14 protein-coding genes are annotated in these 14,653 nt (G+C 46.8%); 7 read left to right on the top strand and 7 right to left on the bottom strand.

Annotation, left to right across the window (positions count from 1 at the left end; translation table 11 throughout):
* Positions 1 to 5 precede the first annotated feature (5 nt).
* From ACGHZ6_RS08000 to ACGHZ6_RS07990, 3 genes are read left to right on the top strand one after another with little or no spacing between them, the layout of a single operon-like run.
* Positions 6 to 1,751, top strand: a complete 1,746-nt coding sequence (locus tag ACGHZ6_RS08000) for an ATP-binding cassette domain-containing protein (RefSeq protein ID WP_390618307.1) — start codon at positions 6 to 8, stop codon at positions 1,749 to 1,751.
* Positions 1,748 to 3,055, top strand: coding sequence for an HlyD family type I secretion periplasmic adaptor subunit (locus ACGHZ6_RS07995; RefSeq protein ID WP_390618306.1), 1,308 nt, complete (start codon positions 1,748 to 1,750; stop codon positions 3,053 to 3,055). Before ACGHZ6_RS08000 ends, ACGHZ6_RS07995 begins: the two co-directional genes overlap by 4 nt.
* A complete protein-coding gene (locus ACGHZ6_RS07990; RefSeq protein WP_390618305.1) occupies positions 3,055 to 3,567 on the top strand; it encodes a hypothetical protein in 513 nt (170 codons plus the stop codon). Before ACGHZ6_RS07995 ends, ACGHZ6_RS07990 begins: the two co-directional genes overlap by 1 nt.
* Positions 3,568 to 3,585: 18 nt before the next feature.
* Here ACGHZ6_RS07990 and ACGHZ6_RS07985 read toward each other — a convergent pair whose 3' ends face one another.
* From ACGHZ6_RS07985 to ACGHZ6_RS07975, 3 genes are read right to left on the bottom strand one after another with little or no spacing between them, the layout of a single operon-like run.
* Positions 3,586 to 5,046, bottom strand: a complete 1,461-nt coding sequence (locus ACGHZ6_RS07985; RefSeq protein WP_390618304.1) for a sigma-54-dependent transcriptional regulator — start codon at positions 5,044 to 5,046, stop codon at positions 3,586 to 3,588.
* Positions 5,043 to 5,993: a sensor histidine kinase gene (locus tag ACGHZ6_RS07980; protein WP_390618303.1), complete on the bottom strand. Its 951-nt coding sequence runs from the start codon at positions 5,991 to 5,993 to the stop codon at positions 5,043 to 5,045. Before ACGHZ6_RS07980 ends, ACGHZ6_RS07985 begins: the two co-directional genes overlap by 4 nt.
* Positions 5,980 to 6,528, bottom strand: coding sequence for a heme NO-binding domain-containing protein (locus ACGHZ6_RS07975; protein WP_390618302.1), 549 nt, complete (start codon positions 6,526 to 6,528; stop codon positions 5,980 to 5,982). Before ACGHZ6_RS07975 ends, ACGHZ6_RS07980 begins: the two co-directional genes overlap by 14 nt.
* Before the next feature lie 134 nt (positions 6,529 to 6,662).
* Between ACGHZ6_RS07975 and ACGHZ6_RS07970 the strand changes: the two genes are divergently transcribed.
* On the top strand, positions 6,663 to 8,003 hold the full coding sequence (locus ACGHZ6_RS07970; RefSeq protein WP_390618301.1) for a response regulator: 1,341 nt from the start codon (positions 6,663 to 6,665) through the stop codon (positions 8,001 to 8,003).
* 6 nt (positions 8,004 to 8,009) lie between these two features.
* On the opposite strand, the gene ACGHZ6_RS07965 is transcribed toward ACGHZ6_RS07970, so the two are convergent.
* From ACGHZ6_RS07965 to ACGHZ6_RS07950, 4 genes are all read right to left on the bottom strand, one after another.
* Positions 8,010 to 8,285 carry an acetyltransferase gene (locus ACGHZ6_RS07965; protein ID WP_390618300.1) on the bottom strand — a complete coding sequence of 92 codons (276 nt, stop codon included), beginning with the start codon at positions 8,283 to 8,285 and terminating at the stop codon, positions 8,010 to 8,012.
* Positions 8,286 to 8,442: 157 nt separating this feature from the next.
* Positions 8,443 to 9,591 (bottom strand): DUF3179 domain-containing (seleno)protein, encoded by a 1,149-nt coding sequence (locus ACGHZ6_RS07960; RefSeq protein WP_390618299.1) that lies wholly within the window; start codon positions 9,589 to 9,591, stop codon positions 8,443 to 8,445.
* Positions 9,592 to 9,600: 9 nt separating this feature from the next.
* Positions 9,601 to 9,993: a nuclear transport factor 2 family protein gene (locus ACGHZ6_RS07955; RefSeq protein WP_390618298.1), complete on the bottom strand. Its 393-nt coding sequence runs from the start codon at positions 9,991 to 9,993 to the stop codon at positions 9,601 to 9,603.
* A 136-nt stretch (positions 9,994 to 10,129) separates the two neighbouring features.
* Complete coding sequence (locus ACGHZ6_RS07950) at positions 10,130 to 11,365, bottom strand: LuxR C-terminal-related transcriptional regulator (RefSeq protein ID WP_390618297.1); 1,236 nt, start codon at positions 11,363 to 11,365, stop codon at positions 10,130 to 10,132.
* A gap of 281 nt (positions 11,366 to 11,646) precedes the next feature.
* Here ACGHZ6_RS07950 and ACGHZ6_RS07945 point away from each other — a divergent pair, with 281 nt between their 5' ends.
* The 3 genes from ACGHZ6_RS07945 (at position 11,647) to ACGHZ6_RS07935 (ending at position 14,609) form a co-directional block, all read left to right on the top strand.
* Positions 11,647 to 12,594 carry an AraC family transcriptional regulator gene (locus ACGHZ6_RS07945; RefSeq protein WP_390618296.1) on the top strand — a complete coding sequence of 316 codons (948 nt, stop codon included), beginning with the start codon at positions 11,647 to 11,649 and terminating at the stop codon, positions 12,592 to 12,594.
* Positions 12,595 to 12,678: 84 nt separating this feature from the next.
* Positions 12,679 to 14,115: an amidase gene (locus ACGHZ6_RS07940; RefSeq protein ID WP_390618295.1), complete on the top strand. Its 1,437-nt coding sequence runs from the start codon at positions 12,679 to 12,681 to the stop codon at positions 14,113 to 14,115.
* A 14-nt stretch (positions 14,116 to 14,129) separates the two neighbouring features.
* Positions 14,130 to 14,609: a nuclear transport factor 2 family protein gene (locus tag ACGHZ6_RS07935; protein WP_390618294.1), complete on the top strand. Its 480-nt coding sequence runs from the start codon at positions 14,130 to 14,132 to the stop codon at positions 14,607 to 14,609.
* Positions 14,610 to 14,653: the final 44 nt, after the last annotated feature.

Genomic DNA, 14,653 nt, shown 5'->3' with positions numbered 1-14,653 from the left:
AGACCATGAATGACTTAACACAGACACAGCACAATACCTGGAGCGTAATTCGCAAGGCACTGTTTGTCTCTGCTTTGGGCATTATTAGCCTGAGTACATTGATCAATTTCACGCTGCTTGCCGTTCCACTCTATAGTTTGCAGATTTTTGATCGGGTACTTAACAGTAAAAGTGAAGAGACACTGTGGATGTTATGTACAGTCACTCTCGTGGTTTGCCTTATGGGAATTGCGCTGGATACAGTTCGCCGCCGTATCCCGCGTATTCTCAGCCATCTTATCCAGGATCGTGTTCAGCAGCTTAATCTGGAAGATTGGGCCTTGAACAGTCTATCGCCCTCAAAGAAGAGTGATAAATCTCAGTCAAGCCCAGGTGTGCTGTTAAAGCTATCACATTTATTGTCTCAACCCAGCTTGCAAGGCTTGGCTGATGCCCTGTTTATTCCCGTTTTTTTATTAGTGATGTTTTGGATGCACCCTCTGCTGGGCCTGGCAATGCTCGTCGTTAATGGACTACTGATTGCTATCACTGTAGCGCGTCATTTTACCCTCAAACGCCTGCAACCCAATCTGTCACAGACAGCACAGACAACCCAACGTGAGTGTCAGGCCTTACAGCAAGAATACAGAAATGCACTGATTATGGGGTATCACCATTTATGGTTGGCGCGTGTTAAACGTGCTGTGGATAACCAAACCCAGGGTTTAAGTCAATCAGACACCACTCAGCAATCACTCATGTCAATGTCTTACAGCTTGCGTACGCTGTCGCAAATTGCTGTACCGACTGTCGGTGCCATGCTGTTAATCCAGCAACAAATTACCGCAGGCCAACTGTTGGCCGCTATTATTATTGCCAGCCGCTGTCTCATGCCCTTTGATCAACTGATTGGCCACTGGCGAGAATTAATTGAACTGCACCAGATTCTGCAACAGATAAAAACACTGCTGGGCAAAGTTCAAGATGATAAATACCGTCCGACCGCAACCTTAAACGGTAGTCTGCGCATTGTCGGTAATGCCAACCAACATACCCGCCCTATCGACATCCGTATCAATAAAGGGGAGCATGTTACCATTATAGGCCCATCGGGTTCAGGAAAATCTTGTCTGTTACATGCCATGTTGGGAATATCGGCGAACAACAGCAGCCCCAACAATGGAATTGCAGCATCGACGCCGGATCTGACGGTATATCTGGATGGCTTCCAGTCTCATCATTTAGACAGACGCTGGCTACATAATCAGATTGGCTATGCCGCATCACCTTCTGCCCCCTTAACTCTGTCGATCAAGGATTACATCAGCCATCTGCAAACATCGACCAGCAATCGCATTGAACGAGCCGCACAACAAGCGGGTATTCACGATGATATTTTAACGCTATCAGCGGGTTATGACTCGATCAACAAAGATGAACCGAAAGCCTGCCGTAAAAGTTTTATGCAAAAACTGGCCATTGCCCGCGCCCTGTTCTTTCAGCCTAAATACTTGTTTTTGGACGAAGTGGACAACCTCCTCGACAATGACGGGCTCAATAAACTTCAGCAACTATTTCAGGAAATGCAAAACCGAGGCACAACGGTTATCAGTGTAACGCAACGTAAATCCATCATTGAAGGCAGTGACAAAATCCTGTTAATGGATAACGGCTTACCCGCGTTTTTTGGCCCACCTCAAGGCCTGTCTCTAACAAACAATCGCGTTCATCCCATACATAACCTACATACACTGCGAGGAGAATTGTCATGAAATACGAAAACCAATTTACACTGGATTTCCAAAAGCTTCTTCAGCGGACATTATTGATTCTCGTCATCGGTATCCTGGCCATAGCGGGTTGGTCACATTTCGCCCCTATTTCCAGTGCTACCCTAGCCCCAGGACATATTAGGACTGAGGGGACGCGCCAAACGTTGCAACATCATGATCGCGGTGTTGTTGAATCGGTGCTGGTTGAGAACGGAGACTATGTAGAACAGGGACAAATACTGATTCAGCTGGATACCAAAGACCTGCTGGCAGTCAAACGCTCAACCATGGAAGAATTGTTAGTGACCAGCCTGGAGTTAACACGCAATCAAGCTATCATCACTGAAACCGATGCGTTAACGATTAGCGATGATCTCAGGTCTTTAGCCAATACACTCAACACCCCGCAAGCCATAACCATCGCAGAAAAAACCTGGTTAGCCCATCGACAAGAGTTGGCCAATCAACAACATATTCTGTCCTTACAGCAGCAACAAGCCTCGCAACAAATTGAGGGGAAACAACAGGAACTGAAAAACATACACAAGCAGTTGGAGTTGGTGAATACCGATGTCAAAGCATTTGCGGCACTATCAAAAAAGGATTTTGTCTCACAAAGCCAACACAATAAAGTTCATGCCAATGCCATTATGCTCGAACGGGTGCGAACCAATGCCTTAGCAGAAGTTAATCAACTGCAAACCCACGTCATTGAGTTACAACAGCAACAAGAACATTTGCAGGATAGATATACCCTCAAAGCTATAGACAACTACCGCCAGCTGTTGAATCAACGCGCCAGATTACAAAAAGAACTGACGTTACTGGACAGTCGTTTACAACGCACCCGTATCCAGGCCCCTATCGCTGGACGCATCAGCCAATTACGCATCAACGCCGTCGGTAGCACGATCGAACCCGATATGATGTTAATGGAAATTATTCCTGCGCATGCAGAACTTATTGTCGAAGCCAAAGTAAAACCGGAAGACATCGAAAACATCAACCACAACAACACGGCTCAGATTCGCCTCAGCGCCTATAATGCCCGTCATACTCCATTGGTCGATGCCAACATCATTAGCTTATCGCCCGATACCTTGGTAGATGAACGTGGCATCCGTTATTACACCTTAACGCTAGCGATAGATAAACATGCCCTGGCACAACAGCCGCAATTGGCACTTTACCCAGGCATGCCCGCAGAAGCCATTATCCACAACGGCACACGAACCCTGATGGACTATTTACTAGGCAGTTTGCGAACCTATTCTGAACGCTCATTACGAGAGGGGAATTCATAATGCATACACACGCAAACACACAATATATTGCCCTGCTCGGCTTTGCCAAACACTGCCCCATCAACAATGTGGTCTTTGCTATTCAGGTGGGAAGACAGCTTGCTCGACGAGGTCTGGGCCTCGCTGTCGGTAATACCAAAGGTACATTTCATCACGCCCTTGTTGCCGCTAGTGGTTTGGGTGGCAGGGCCTGTGCAGTACTGGACCCCAGCCAACTTACCTGGATAAATTATACGTTGGATAGTGTAACGCGCTGCCAATCCCAAGATGTTAAACATCAGCTGCTCGCTCAAAAGGCCGATGCCGGTATTATGATCGGTGGCGGCCCCGGGACCGAAAAACTGATGAACAGACTACTCAACCAACAAAAACCGGTCGTTGCACTCCAGGGATCCGGTGGCATAACCGATGAACTGGCCACTGATCTTATCCCACAATTTGCAGCTGTGAATACAGCCATTGATCACCTGCTTAACAAGCTTGGCCATAAGGCCCCAAAAGTCGCCAGTTGATAAAAAGGTGTAGAGCGGTTATTTATCGGAGACTTGAGATTCCCATGCTTGCATCTTGCGGTAAATCGTTGACGGGCTCACCTCCAGCAACGCAGCCGCTTTGGGAATATTACCGTCACAGTGGTCAATGGCTTGTTCGATGGTTTCCCGCTCAACATCACGCAGAGGTTTAATCTTGGGAGCGCTAACGCTTTCTGATTTTATCACTGCGGTGGGAACAGCCTCTGCTATAGGTGATGTAGCTTCTACTTCAACAGGCACTGTTACAACGGATGCTGAAGATTCCGGGGTTAGATCACTGAACTGATCCAATCCCTGCTGACACAGAGTATCTGAAATAAGCGTTTCTGAACTGAGCGCGACCATACTGTGAATAAAGTTTTCCAGCTGCCTGATATTACCTGGCCACGAGTAGGATTCCAGCAAAACCATGGCTTCAGGCGTAAAACCATTTATGTCTTTACTCTGCTCCAGTGCTACCCGTTGACACATGTGCTCAGCCAGCTGAGCGATATCATGGCCTCTATCTCGTAGCGGAGGCAGATTTATCACCAGTACATTTAAACGGTAGAATAAATCTTCCCGAAATTCGCCAGCTTTCACCGCAGACAACAGGCTGGTTGAAGACGCGGTAATTAATTGTGCATGGAAAGGCTCCAAATTATGACTACCTAAGGGGGAAAACTCCCTTTCCTGAATGACCCGTAACAATTTGGCCTGGAGAGACAACGGCAAGGTTGTGACCTCATCCAAAAATAAAGTGCCTTTTCCGGCAACTTTAAACAGGCCCTTGCTGTCACTGTCGGCCCCCGTAAAAGCGCCCTTCTTATGACCAAACAGTTGGGATTCGATAAGGTTTTCTAAGAAGTTGGCACAGTTAACCGGAATAAAGGGCTCGTTGGCCCGATAACTTTCCTCATGACAGGCCTTGGCCACCAGCTCCTTACCGGTGCCGGTTTCTCCGGTAATAAAAATGGGCACATTAGCAGTAGAGGCTTTTTCTATTCGTTCAAACACACTCTGCATAAGTGGACTTGAGCTGATCATTCCATGAAAGGCCTGACCATTTTCTTGTACCTGCTTATCATTATCGAGGATGTCAGTTTCCGGTTTTGAGGTTTCCGAAATAGCCTTCTCGACAATGAAGGTTAACTCATCATTATCCCAGGGTTTACAGATATATTTTTCTATCACCTGATTGTTAAACGCGTCGGCCACGGCATCAAAGTCATGATACGCACTTAGCAGGATACATTGGCAGGCGGGCCATTTCTCCTTTATCTGAATCAGCATTTCAGAGCCGTTCATCAGAGGCATTCGTTGATCTGAAATGATAAGATGAGGTTCGTAATCCTGACAGAAATCCAGCGCCTTTTGCGGAGAATTAAAACTGAAAAGATCCGCATCAATTTCATCCAGACAACGTAATAAGGCATCCAGGATGGATTGCTCATCATCAACCAATACAACTCGCTTCATGCGTCTCTATCTCTCTTGCGCTGCTCCGTGGGAAGTACAATCGTAAATTCAGTGCCTTTACCTACCTCACTCTCTACACGTATAGAACCGCCCAAATCCTCAATAATTCCGTGTGAAACCGATAAACCCAAGCCTGTTCCCATTCCCATGGGTTTATTGGTATAGAAAGGGTTGAAGATTTGCGATAGCGTCTCTTTACTCATGCCTATGCCATCGTCAGAAATGCTGATATAGATAGCATTATCGACCCAACTGCGAATAGTAATCGTCCCCTGTTTTTTAATCGCCTGCTCTGCATTATGAATCACATTCAAAAAGACCTGACTGACTTCATTAAGGTTGCAGTAGATAAGGGGAAGCTCTTGCAAATCAACATTCAATTCACACTTGTACTTAAGCTCGTTATTAAGAATTTTCAAGGCCGATTGAATTGCTTCATTGATATTGGCATTAGATCGATCACTGGGATTTGTCCGAGCAAAGCTCTTTAAATTTAGAATAATATCCCTGACCCGTTGCAACCCGCTATCCACCTCAGAAAAAATAACCTGAGTATCGTTAATAATGTAATCTGCATCTCTACGCCCTTCCAGGGCAGATAATGCTTCTACTATAGGTTCCGGTAAAGTCTCATTGGCATTTTTAATGGCTTCGACAACGTCAATATATTTATTACAGTAACGCTGTAAACTCGAGATATTGCTTAACACGAAAGATAAAGGGTTATTAATTTCATGCGCCACTCCGGCTGCCAATGTTCCCAGTGCGGCCAGCTTCTCTGTTTTAACCAACTGCGCCTGCTGACGTGATAATTCTTCATTGGCTTTTTTTAACTCGACATTAGAAGAAAACAACTCGCGAGTCTTATCCTCAAGAATCACCTCCGCCTGCTTTCTCGCTTCTTTTTCGCGATAATAGGCATCTTCAAAAACATCACTCTGCTTCATAAAAAGCCATCTCAAAAGTGCAGTATTCATCACCACGATGCATACAAGTAGAATGCACGAGACTACATTCCTCATTAAAATACTTAGCCGCACCCTCGATTAAACCTTCAGCCAGATGACACAGTTTGCGTGAAGAGTAATAGTGCATCACCAGCTTATTGTCACCCGGGTCCTCAAAGGTGAATTTGGGTAATTCACTTTCCGGATAAAGCTTTTCAACTTCAACGTGAATATGGTGATCGACGGTTTTCAAGAACGCCTTTAAGCCATCGACTTCAAAAAAAGCAGGAAACGCTTCCGATAACTTTATGGCCAGAAACTCACCATAATTCCGGATGATAAACTCCTGAGGAATACCCAGTAGCTTTTCCAGCGTCGCAACAATAGAGGCAACCTCAGCCCCATCATAATTACCACCGGCCGTATAGATGCCCCCACTGGGTAATTGGGATGCATCAATCACATCATTAAGAAACTTAAGCCCATAACGCTCCTCAATCATGTCACATAGATTCGTCAATATGACCCCCCGCATGACGGGCCTCCTCCTTTAGTTAGTACACGCTCACAGTAAAGGTGAGCCAGTTCCCTGTTTATCGGTACCTTTATACTTTATATGACTATAAGTGTAGCTTAGCCCCTCATGTTTAGTACTAAAAGGCTATAATATTGAGCGATGGTATCGATGCTGGATTAGATATGCCCGAAGTGGAATCAAGTGACAAAAATAACACGTTCACCCCCTGCAATACGCTGGTTTTCGTTGATGATGAAACCTCTATCCTCAATGCTCTGGAGCGATTACTGGGGGACGAAGATTACAACATAGTCTCCTTTGATCAGGCAGAAAAAGCACTGACATTCTGCCAGACTCACCCAGTCGCTGTCGTTGTGTCCGATGTCCGCATGCCCGGCATGGATGGCATACAATTGATGGAGCAGTTAGCACTTCATCAGCCCTTTATTGAACGTATATTGCTGACGGGTTATGCCGATATTGATGCCACTGTTGCCGCCATCAATAAAGGCCATGTCTCCTACTTCCTCGACAAACCCTGGGACGAGGAGCAACTAAAGCGGGTAATTAAGAAAGGTACAGAACTGGCCAATATTCGGGCCAGAAACGCCTACCTTGAACAGCGGGTGCAGGAACAGAACGAACAACTCAAGCAATGGAATGAAAACCTGGAAGCCAAAGTCAGCGAACGTACTGAGCAACTTCGTGACACTTATATGATGGCCTTTCAAACGTTTAGTAGTCTGATAGAGAAACGACTTGGCGATGCCAGCTTGAATACCCAAGATATAGCCACTCTTTGCCGACTGCTGGGTAAAGCGAGAGGATTATCAAAAATTGATCTTAAGAATCTGTATCTGGCCTCTATGTTCAGCCAAGCAGGTAAAATCAGTTTTGCCGATGAACTGCTCCAACGCCCTTTTTACAGCCAATCCAGTGGAGAAAGACTGCAATTTAGCCAGCACCCCGTATTGGCGGAGGCCAGCCTGGCCTTTATTGAGCCGATGGGAGAAACGGGCAAGCTCCTGCATCAACATCGTGAACGACTAGATGGCAAGGGTTACCCCGATAAACTGACCGGCAATGACATATTGCCTGCCGCCTTGATTCTGGGCCTGGTCGTTAATTATCTGGAAGCACGCCAGGGTATGCTGTTCGATCGAGCCTATACACATCAGGAAGCGATTGAAATGCTCAGGGAAGAAGCCGATAAAGCCTTTCCGGCAGATTTGGTTGAACTGGCTGTCCCTCTATTGGATAAGTGGGTAAACCAGGCCAATGAAGTCTCGCAATGCTGTTTAGCCATTAGCGACCTGAAACCCGGTATGCGCCTGGCCAGAGATATTTGTGGCCCCAATGACATGTTGTTACTGGCCAGGTATAAAAAGCTTGATGTGAAGCTGATTGATGGACTACGCCGTATAGAAAAGAATCTTCATATAGAGCTCGAGGCCTATGTTATAGAGGCCTCGATAGACAGTATCGCAGAGTAAGCAGTATCAGGCACCGTAGTAATGGCTAAAGCCATCGGAGCTGGCGGTAGTACCACAGCGATGGCGGCTAACCTCTTCATCACGATAATGGCTATTCAGCCAGCATTGCGGCAGATGCTCACCCGATAAAAAGCACAGATCACTCTTAGCAATCGGCTCTCGGTCCTGCTCCTCTTCCCCCCACTGCATACGCCCTTCCACAGTAGTGGCATAGGGATCAAGCAATGTATGAATATCAGACACCTTGACGATGACGCCCTGATCTCGGTGTTTTAACAACATGGTGCTACCTCAAATACCTTTGACTCACTTTCAGTATAGGAACGATTCAGACCAAGGCGGTGGTTTTTTAATCAATTATTCTTATAGAAAGCCACGATGGCGAAGATATTCGCTATCTTGCTATTAATATAATCAGCCTGATTATTAAGGTTGCTCGCTAATGGAGTAATCGCGTATCCGGATGAAAATGGCTCCACACCATCCAGTAAACTTCACTAAATACGTTTAAACGCTGCAAGCGCTGGCCAGCCACATAGCCGTAAAAGTCCAGATGCTCTAACGCACCCTCGGAAACATTATCCGGCAGGTAAAAACCACCTACAGAATCAAATTGCGGATAATAAGCCAACACCACCTTTTGCCCGCCGAGCTCGGTCACGATACGAGTCTGCCTGGTAATATGTTCTCGGGTTACCGCTATAGATTCACCATTAATCTCCACAGCCCATATTTTGGTCTTATTGGGAATACGAGTATCTGCCAGTGACAGGGTTGGAAATATGGGGTTGTTACGCTCCAGGTTATCGTAACCCTGTAGAGGCAGTCCAAACATCAATTGCACCGCTTGCTCGCGTACGCTGTCAAACTCGTTATAAAACACCTTGCCGCCCGGATAGGCACGCTTGAAATCACCCCAGCGCATCATCTGGGTTGGCAGTTGTTTGAGCTTCTCGCCGGAAGAATCCAACACGCCGGTAATTTGCTGTACGGTTTCACCGCTGTTTTCATCAAAAAATACCAGGTTATTGTGTGTCTGCATCAACACTTTCATATCCATGGTCTGGTTATTGACCAAGGGGCTGTAGGCCACGCCGGAATTGGTTAACACACAGTAGGTCATATTGACTAGCTGGCCATTAGCTTCAAGCCCGGCAATATGCGGCTGCCAGATACGACTGGTTGGGAATGCGGTGGCACTACCATCATGCTCCAGTACCAACACATCTTCGCTGTCTTCAAGATAACCCGTTGAGGCTTTTACATGCACATATTCAGCACCGTTCTGCTGCGGCAGAAAAAAGAAGTACGGCATGATGAAAAAAGCGGCCAATAACAATCCCACCACAGCCAGTGACGATAGGCTGGTATAGAGCCTGGATAATATGCGATAACGCCAATCAATCACTACTGTGATCAACAGGCAAACAATAGATACTATCGCGATAGCTTCACGGGCGTTAAAAAAACCAATCGCAAAAGTGCGAGGTAAATTAACCAGCTGCCCAGCTTCGGTAAGCACGAAGGCCGCCATTGCACTTAGGAATAATGCAACCCCAAGGCTTACATGATGAATGAACTTGATCATACTACTATCTTAAAAGGCTTTGAGCATTTCTGCCGTATCGTTATATTCACGTACCGCTATAATCTTGCCATTCTCCACCGTAAACTCATGCACCCAATCCATGCTATAAGACAGGCCACTAGCTTTAACCTTGCTGGATTCATGACCGGTAACCATGACCACATCATCTTCGGCAACGACACGATGCAATTTCATCGGGCCCATATCCAAAGTATCCGCCAATAGTTGTAAGTAAGCCACTACACCAGCAACACCTTTATAACTGCCCGAAAAAGGAATTTCTTCAGGCAGAGGATTTACCCATTCAACATTCTCCGCCAGTAGAGCCAGTGAAGCCTCGATATTACCGGCTTCGAATTCGTGATAGAAGGATTGGACGATTTCTTTGGGTTTTTCACTCATAATTTTGCTACCGATTTACACCTTAAATTATCTGACACATTTACTAAATGTCATTCCTGCGAAGGCAGGAATCCAGTGACTTAACAGTGTGCTCAGACACTGGATACCTGCCTGCGCAGGTATGACAGATTAGAGTTCAACTTATCATTTGACAGCTGCGCGCTTTGGCCACTGCAGTCGTGCGGTTCTTAACACCCATCTTGGCGTAGATTTTATGCAGGTGCCATTTGACCGTTTTTTCTGAGATAAACAGTTTTTCGCCAATTTCACGATTGGTAAAGCCAGAAGAAATCAAAGCCACTAACTGGGTTTCCCGATTTGTCAGTTTCTCAACCATGCCGCCGAAGTCTGCGTATACCACTTCCGAGCTATTACCCGTGAACTGGTTACTGATTTCCTGATGCTTTTTCTTTAGCTCCTGACAGCGGGCCTGATCACGAAACGAAAATTCGTATTCCAGGAATTCACGGAATAAAGGATGTAACGACAAACTATCGCGGTTGCGATCGCATTCGATAACAAAGGCATTTTCCGTAGCAATTAATTCTTTAATGCGGGTAGTATCGCAGCGACCCATCACATGCTGGATATAGCGGTCATCAATCTGTTTACCCAAAGAGCATTCCAGTAACAGTTCGGCACAATCTTCACCGATATCGCCCATCACGTTTTCCCGGAAATAGGACACCACATCGCGATCCTTACCGCAAAAGCTGTCGACAAACTCTTTGGGGCTATGGCCGTTCATAACCGCTTGCAAACCGATCACAACACCTGCTGGCCAGCCATGACTTTTTAATAACAGAGCGTCCAGAAACCCGGCAGACTCGTTAGCGCCATAATTTTTCAGAGCCTGCATCACACTGACCAATTCAGACAGTTCCTGCGAGGAAAATGCCAGCTCTTTAAATCCAACTTCAGTCACCACACCTTCTGCTTTTTGGCGAGCAAAATCTTCTGCCAGATCATAGCGAGAGACCAGTACAAAGCGATGGCTGGAGAGACTGCTTTTGACGATCTGTTTTAACTGCTGCCATACCGGTTGGCCACGCAGCGTATCCGCATTATCAATAACGATAAGACTTTCAGTGCTGTCTGCAAGTGATGGATGAGCAATGTCTTTCGCTTCCAGCGTGTCACAGTTAAAGGTTGCCGCGTCGATATAACACGACTTATCGCTAAACTGCGCCAGGATTTCTCTGGCCAGCAAGGTTTTTCCCGATCCGGCTGGAGCAACCAATAAGGTTAGGCGAGTATTAGATGCTAAGCCCGCAACTAAACGCTCTGTAATATCACGTTTAATTATATAAGAGCTATAAGACACAGAATCCGGCTGTATCGATGCTGACTGCATAAACGTTGAATAACTCATAAGGCTCTCTCCGCTATCTTCTCTCACGACTCGCTGTGCTTAGGTCAACAGTTCTGATGACTGCTTACGTTGCATGGCTAATACGATATAGCGGATATGTGCAGTGGAGTTATCAATTCTATGCAGGTGTTAGCGGTTTTGTGCACAGCGCCTAGCACAAAACTGCAATCCCCTTAAAAAACAACAAGTTACCCGGACTAAAGTTAGCGTATATGGTCACAACTTAGGTTAGCTGGATAAATATCAACAAGCTTGTTACCTTTAATAACATGGAAACCAAGATGCCTTTGCAGAGTTACCAGTATATTGATGCCCATCATATTGATGAGGTAGAAGATGCTATTGCCAAGGTATTTGAGCCCCGCCATTACTTTCAAAGTAAGTCCGAAGGGCCGCTTAATATCAAAGCGTCTTTGGTACGCCTGCCCTTTCTCGATATCGCCTCTGCACATTTTGGTGAGGATATTCAGGAGATTTTTCAACAGCCCGCCGAGAACTATTTCCTGCTTGCCCCCATGAATGGGGACATTATCAGTAATCATTCAGGCAAAGTCGCCGTGCACAATCGCTCGGCTATTATTCTCTCCCCCGGCGAAATGGTCGATCTCTCCTGGCCCGCAGACTGTACCGTCGTCTTTGTTCGAATCCGTCCACAGGTATTGGAAAGCTTCTGTCAGACCTATTACGGCATCTCGGAAACACCCGAGATCATCCTTCCCGAGCACCTGGATATGCGTCAGGCAGAGGGTTTAAGTCTAGCCAATATGATTCACACCCTGACCACGGAACTGGAAGACGAGAACAGTTTGTTAAGTCGCGGCATAACCAGTCGCCACTTAACGGAACTGCTGATGATGGGGTTTGTGAATATGAACCAGGCGCAGATTGCCGGCCTGGCCAAAGGGCATGATAAAAAGCTCAATACCGCTGTTGATTATATTATGGCGAATCTGAAACAACCCTTAACCCTGGAAGAACTGGCCAATGTCAGCGGTTCCAGTATTCGTAAACTTCAGGCCGATTTCAGTAAACAGTTTAATGTTGGCCCTAAAACCTATATCAAACAAGCCCGCTTACGCCAGGTACGCCAAGCCCTGCAACAGGACAACAACCTCGATAAAAGTGTTGGCGATATTGCCGCGGAATGGGGCTTTTTCCATGCCAGCCATTTCTCGCGGGAATATAAAAAGCTGTTTGGTGAATCCCCTTCCGAAACGCAAAAAAACTAGATACAACCCTGCTTTGGTTAGGCGCCTTCCGCACCCTCCTCCTGCATATTGCTATACACAGCAAAAGATAATGAGGAGATCTTTATGGGCGCTGAAAGCCTGGATACCCTGTGTCAATCAACAATTAGTGACATAGCCCCGCTGATTGAACAGCAACAGTTATCCCCTGTTGAGTTAACCCATGCCATGTTGAGCCGTATTCAACGTCTCAACCCGCAATTACACGCCTACCTGGCCATCAGTGCCGAACATGCGCTGGATCGTGCACAGCAAACCGAACGCGAGATAAAAGCCGGAGATTACAAAGGCCCCTTACACGGTATCCCTATTGCGATAAAGGATCTGTTTTTCACGGACTTCGCTCCCACAACCTGCGCGTCGAAGATCCTGCAAAACTGGCACAGTGATCACAATGCCGCTGTTGTTGATAAGTTGGAGCAAGCCGGCGCTATTATTCTCGGCAAACTCAATATGACTGAGTTCGCTCAGGGCGGTTATCACCCCAGCCTTAAGGCCCCAGTAAATCCATGGAATCCAAAAGCCTGGACAGGTGTAAGCTCTAGCGGCTCAGGGGTCGCGACATCTGCGAGCCTGTGTTTTGCCTCCCTGGGTACCGACACCGGAGGCTCTATTCGCTTTCCGGCTGCTTGCAATAACGTGGTAGGGCTAAAACCCACTTACGGTTTGGTTAGTCGCTACGGCAGCTTTGCCCTTGCTCATAGTCTCGATCATATAGGCCCTCTCGCTCGCTCAGTAGAAGATGCCACCATTATGCTGGATGCCATTGCTGGTTATGACAGTCGAGATGGTGCCAGCATCCAGCAACCGCAACGAAGCATTCAGCAAGCTACTCAACTATCGGCTCAGGGCTTGCGTATTGGCATTGATGAAACCTATATCACCGATAATGTAGACCCCGAAGTTGCTCAGGCGGTATTCGATGCTGTCACTGTGCTTGAATCACAGGGTGCTACACGAGTAACTGTCGATATCACGGCGATTACTGAACTCAATAATCACTGGTACCCGGTCACGGCTGCTGAAGCCTTGAGCGCCCACCAGGATTATTACCCTTCGCAAGCCGAGGACTATGGCCCTCACTTTAAACAATTGCTGGATTACGGCAATCAGCTCAGCGCTGCAGACTATACCCGCAGCTTAGCCGCTAGAGATTATGCCAAGAGCATTTTACGCAAGGCATTTGCCGTGTGCGATGTGATTGCTTGTCCCGCCATGCCTACCCCGCCCTTCTCGTTGGACGAGGTTCCCAATGAAGCGGTACTGCCGCCTGAAGCGATTGCACCGCTAATGAGTTTTATTGCGCCCTACAACTTTACCGGCAACCCCACGCTGAATATGCCTGCCGGCAAACACAGCAGCGGTCTGCCGCTCAGCGTGCAGTTTGTGGCGGATCATTTGGGTGAAGAACAATTGATACGCACAGGACACAACTATGAACGCGTGACCGAGTGGCACAAACAACACCCCGACTTAACCCCTTTCGAGTCCAATCAACAATAATTGAGGTATGAACCATGAATGATGAACTCCTGGCCCGTATTCAACGCCTGGAAGATATTGAAGCCATCCGTCATTTAAAGGCCCGCTACTGTCTGGCCTGTGATGATAACTACAACCCAGAAGCCCTAGCGCCACTGTTTGCCGAAGATGCGATTTGGGATGGCGGTATATTGGGTTATAACGAAGGACGCTCTGCAATTAAAGCATTTTTTAGCCAATCTTCAGCCATGGTCCCCTGGGCGTTGCACTATGTCACCAACCCGATAATTGAGGTTGATAATGATATGGCGACAGGCAATTGGTTATTATGGGAGCCCATGACATTTGCCATGGGTGAGACTAAAACCGGCTGCTGGCACTGTGCGTCTTACAGTGATGAATATGTGAAGGTAAACGGTGAATGGTTGTTTAAGAAAGTGAAAATAAATATTGAGGTTTTATCGCCCTATAACAACAACTTCGGAGAAGTACCTGTGATTGATCCACAGGCTTAAGGGTAAATTACAGTCATAAAAAAGGCCGCAACGTGCGGCCTTTT

The organism is Maricurvus nonylphenolicus, from assembly GCF_042854845.1.
In the GTDB taxonomy this organism is placed as follows: Bacteria; Pseudomonadota; Gammaproteobacteria; order Pseudomonadales; family Cellvibrionaceae; genus Maricurvus; species Maricurvus nonylphenolicus.
Note: the sequence above shows the minus strand (reverse complement) of the source record. Positions and strands in the feature narration are given on the sequence as shown.

What these genes read in the sequence shown, in the direction of transcription:
- ACGHZ6_RS07960 (WP_390618299.1), bottom strand. Translation starts at nt 9,591, where the DNA reads ATGATCAAGTTCATTCATCATGTAAGCCTTGGGGTTGCATTATTCCTA.
- ACGHZ6_RS07990 (WP_390618305.1), top strand. Translation starts at nt 3,055, where the DNA reads ATGCATACACACGCAAACACACAATATATTGCCCTGCTCGGCTTTGCC.
- ACGHZ6_RS07985 (WP_390618304.1), bottom strand. Translation starts at nt 5,046, where the DNA reads ATGAAGCGAGTTGTATTGGTTGATGATGAGCAATCCATCCTGGATGCC.
- ACGHZ6_RS07945 (WP_390618296.1), top strand. Translation starts at nt 11,647, where the DNA reads ATGCCTTTGCAGAGTTACCAGTATATTGATGCCCATCATATTGATGAG.
- ACGHZ6_RS07940 (WP_390618295.1), top strand. Translation starts at nt 12,679, where the DNA reads ATGGGCGCTGAAAGCCTGGATACCCTGTGTCAATCAACAATTAGTGAC.
- ACGHZ6_RS07935 (WP_390618294.1), top strand. Translation starts at nt 14,130, where the DNA reads ATGAATGATGAACTCCTGGCCCGTATTCAACGCCTGGAAGATATTGAA.
- ACGHZ6_RS07995 (WP_390618306.1), top strand. Translation starts at nt 1,748, where the DNA reads ATGAAATACGAAAACCAATTTACACTGGATTTCCAAAAGCTTCTTCAG.
- ACGHZ6_RS07965 (WP_390618300.1), bottom strand. Translation starts at nt 8,285, where the DNA reads ATGTTGTTAAAACACCGAGATCAGGGCGTCATCGTCAAGGTGTCTGAT.
- ACGHZ6_RS08000 (WP_390618307.1), top strand. Translation starts at nt 6, where the DNA reads ATGAATGACTTAACACAGACACAGCACAATACCTGGAGCGTAATTCGC.
- ACGHZ6_RS07955 (WP_390618298.1), bottom strand. Translation starts at nt 9,993, where the DNA reads ATGAGTGAAAAACCCAAAGAAATCGTCCAATCCTTCTATCACGAATTC.
- ACGHZ6_RS07950 (WP_390618297.1), bottom strand. Translation starts at nt 11,365, where the DNA reads ATGAGTTATTCAACGTTTATGCAGTCAGCATCGATACAGCCGGATTCT.
- ACGHZ6_RS07975 (WP_390618302.1), bottom strand. Translation starts at nt 6,528, where the DNA reads ATGCGGGGGGTCATATTGACGAATCTATGTGACATGATTGAGGAGCGT.
- ACGHZ6_RS07980 (WP_390618303.1), bottom strand. Translation starts at nt 5,993, where the DNA reads ATGAAGCAGAGTGATGTTTTTGAAGATGCCTATTATCGCGAAAAAGAA.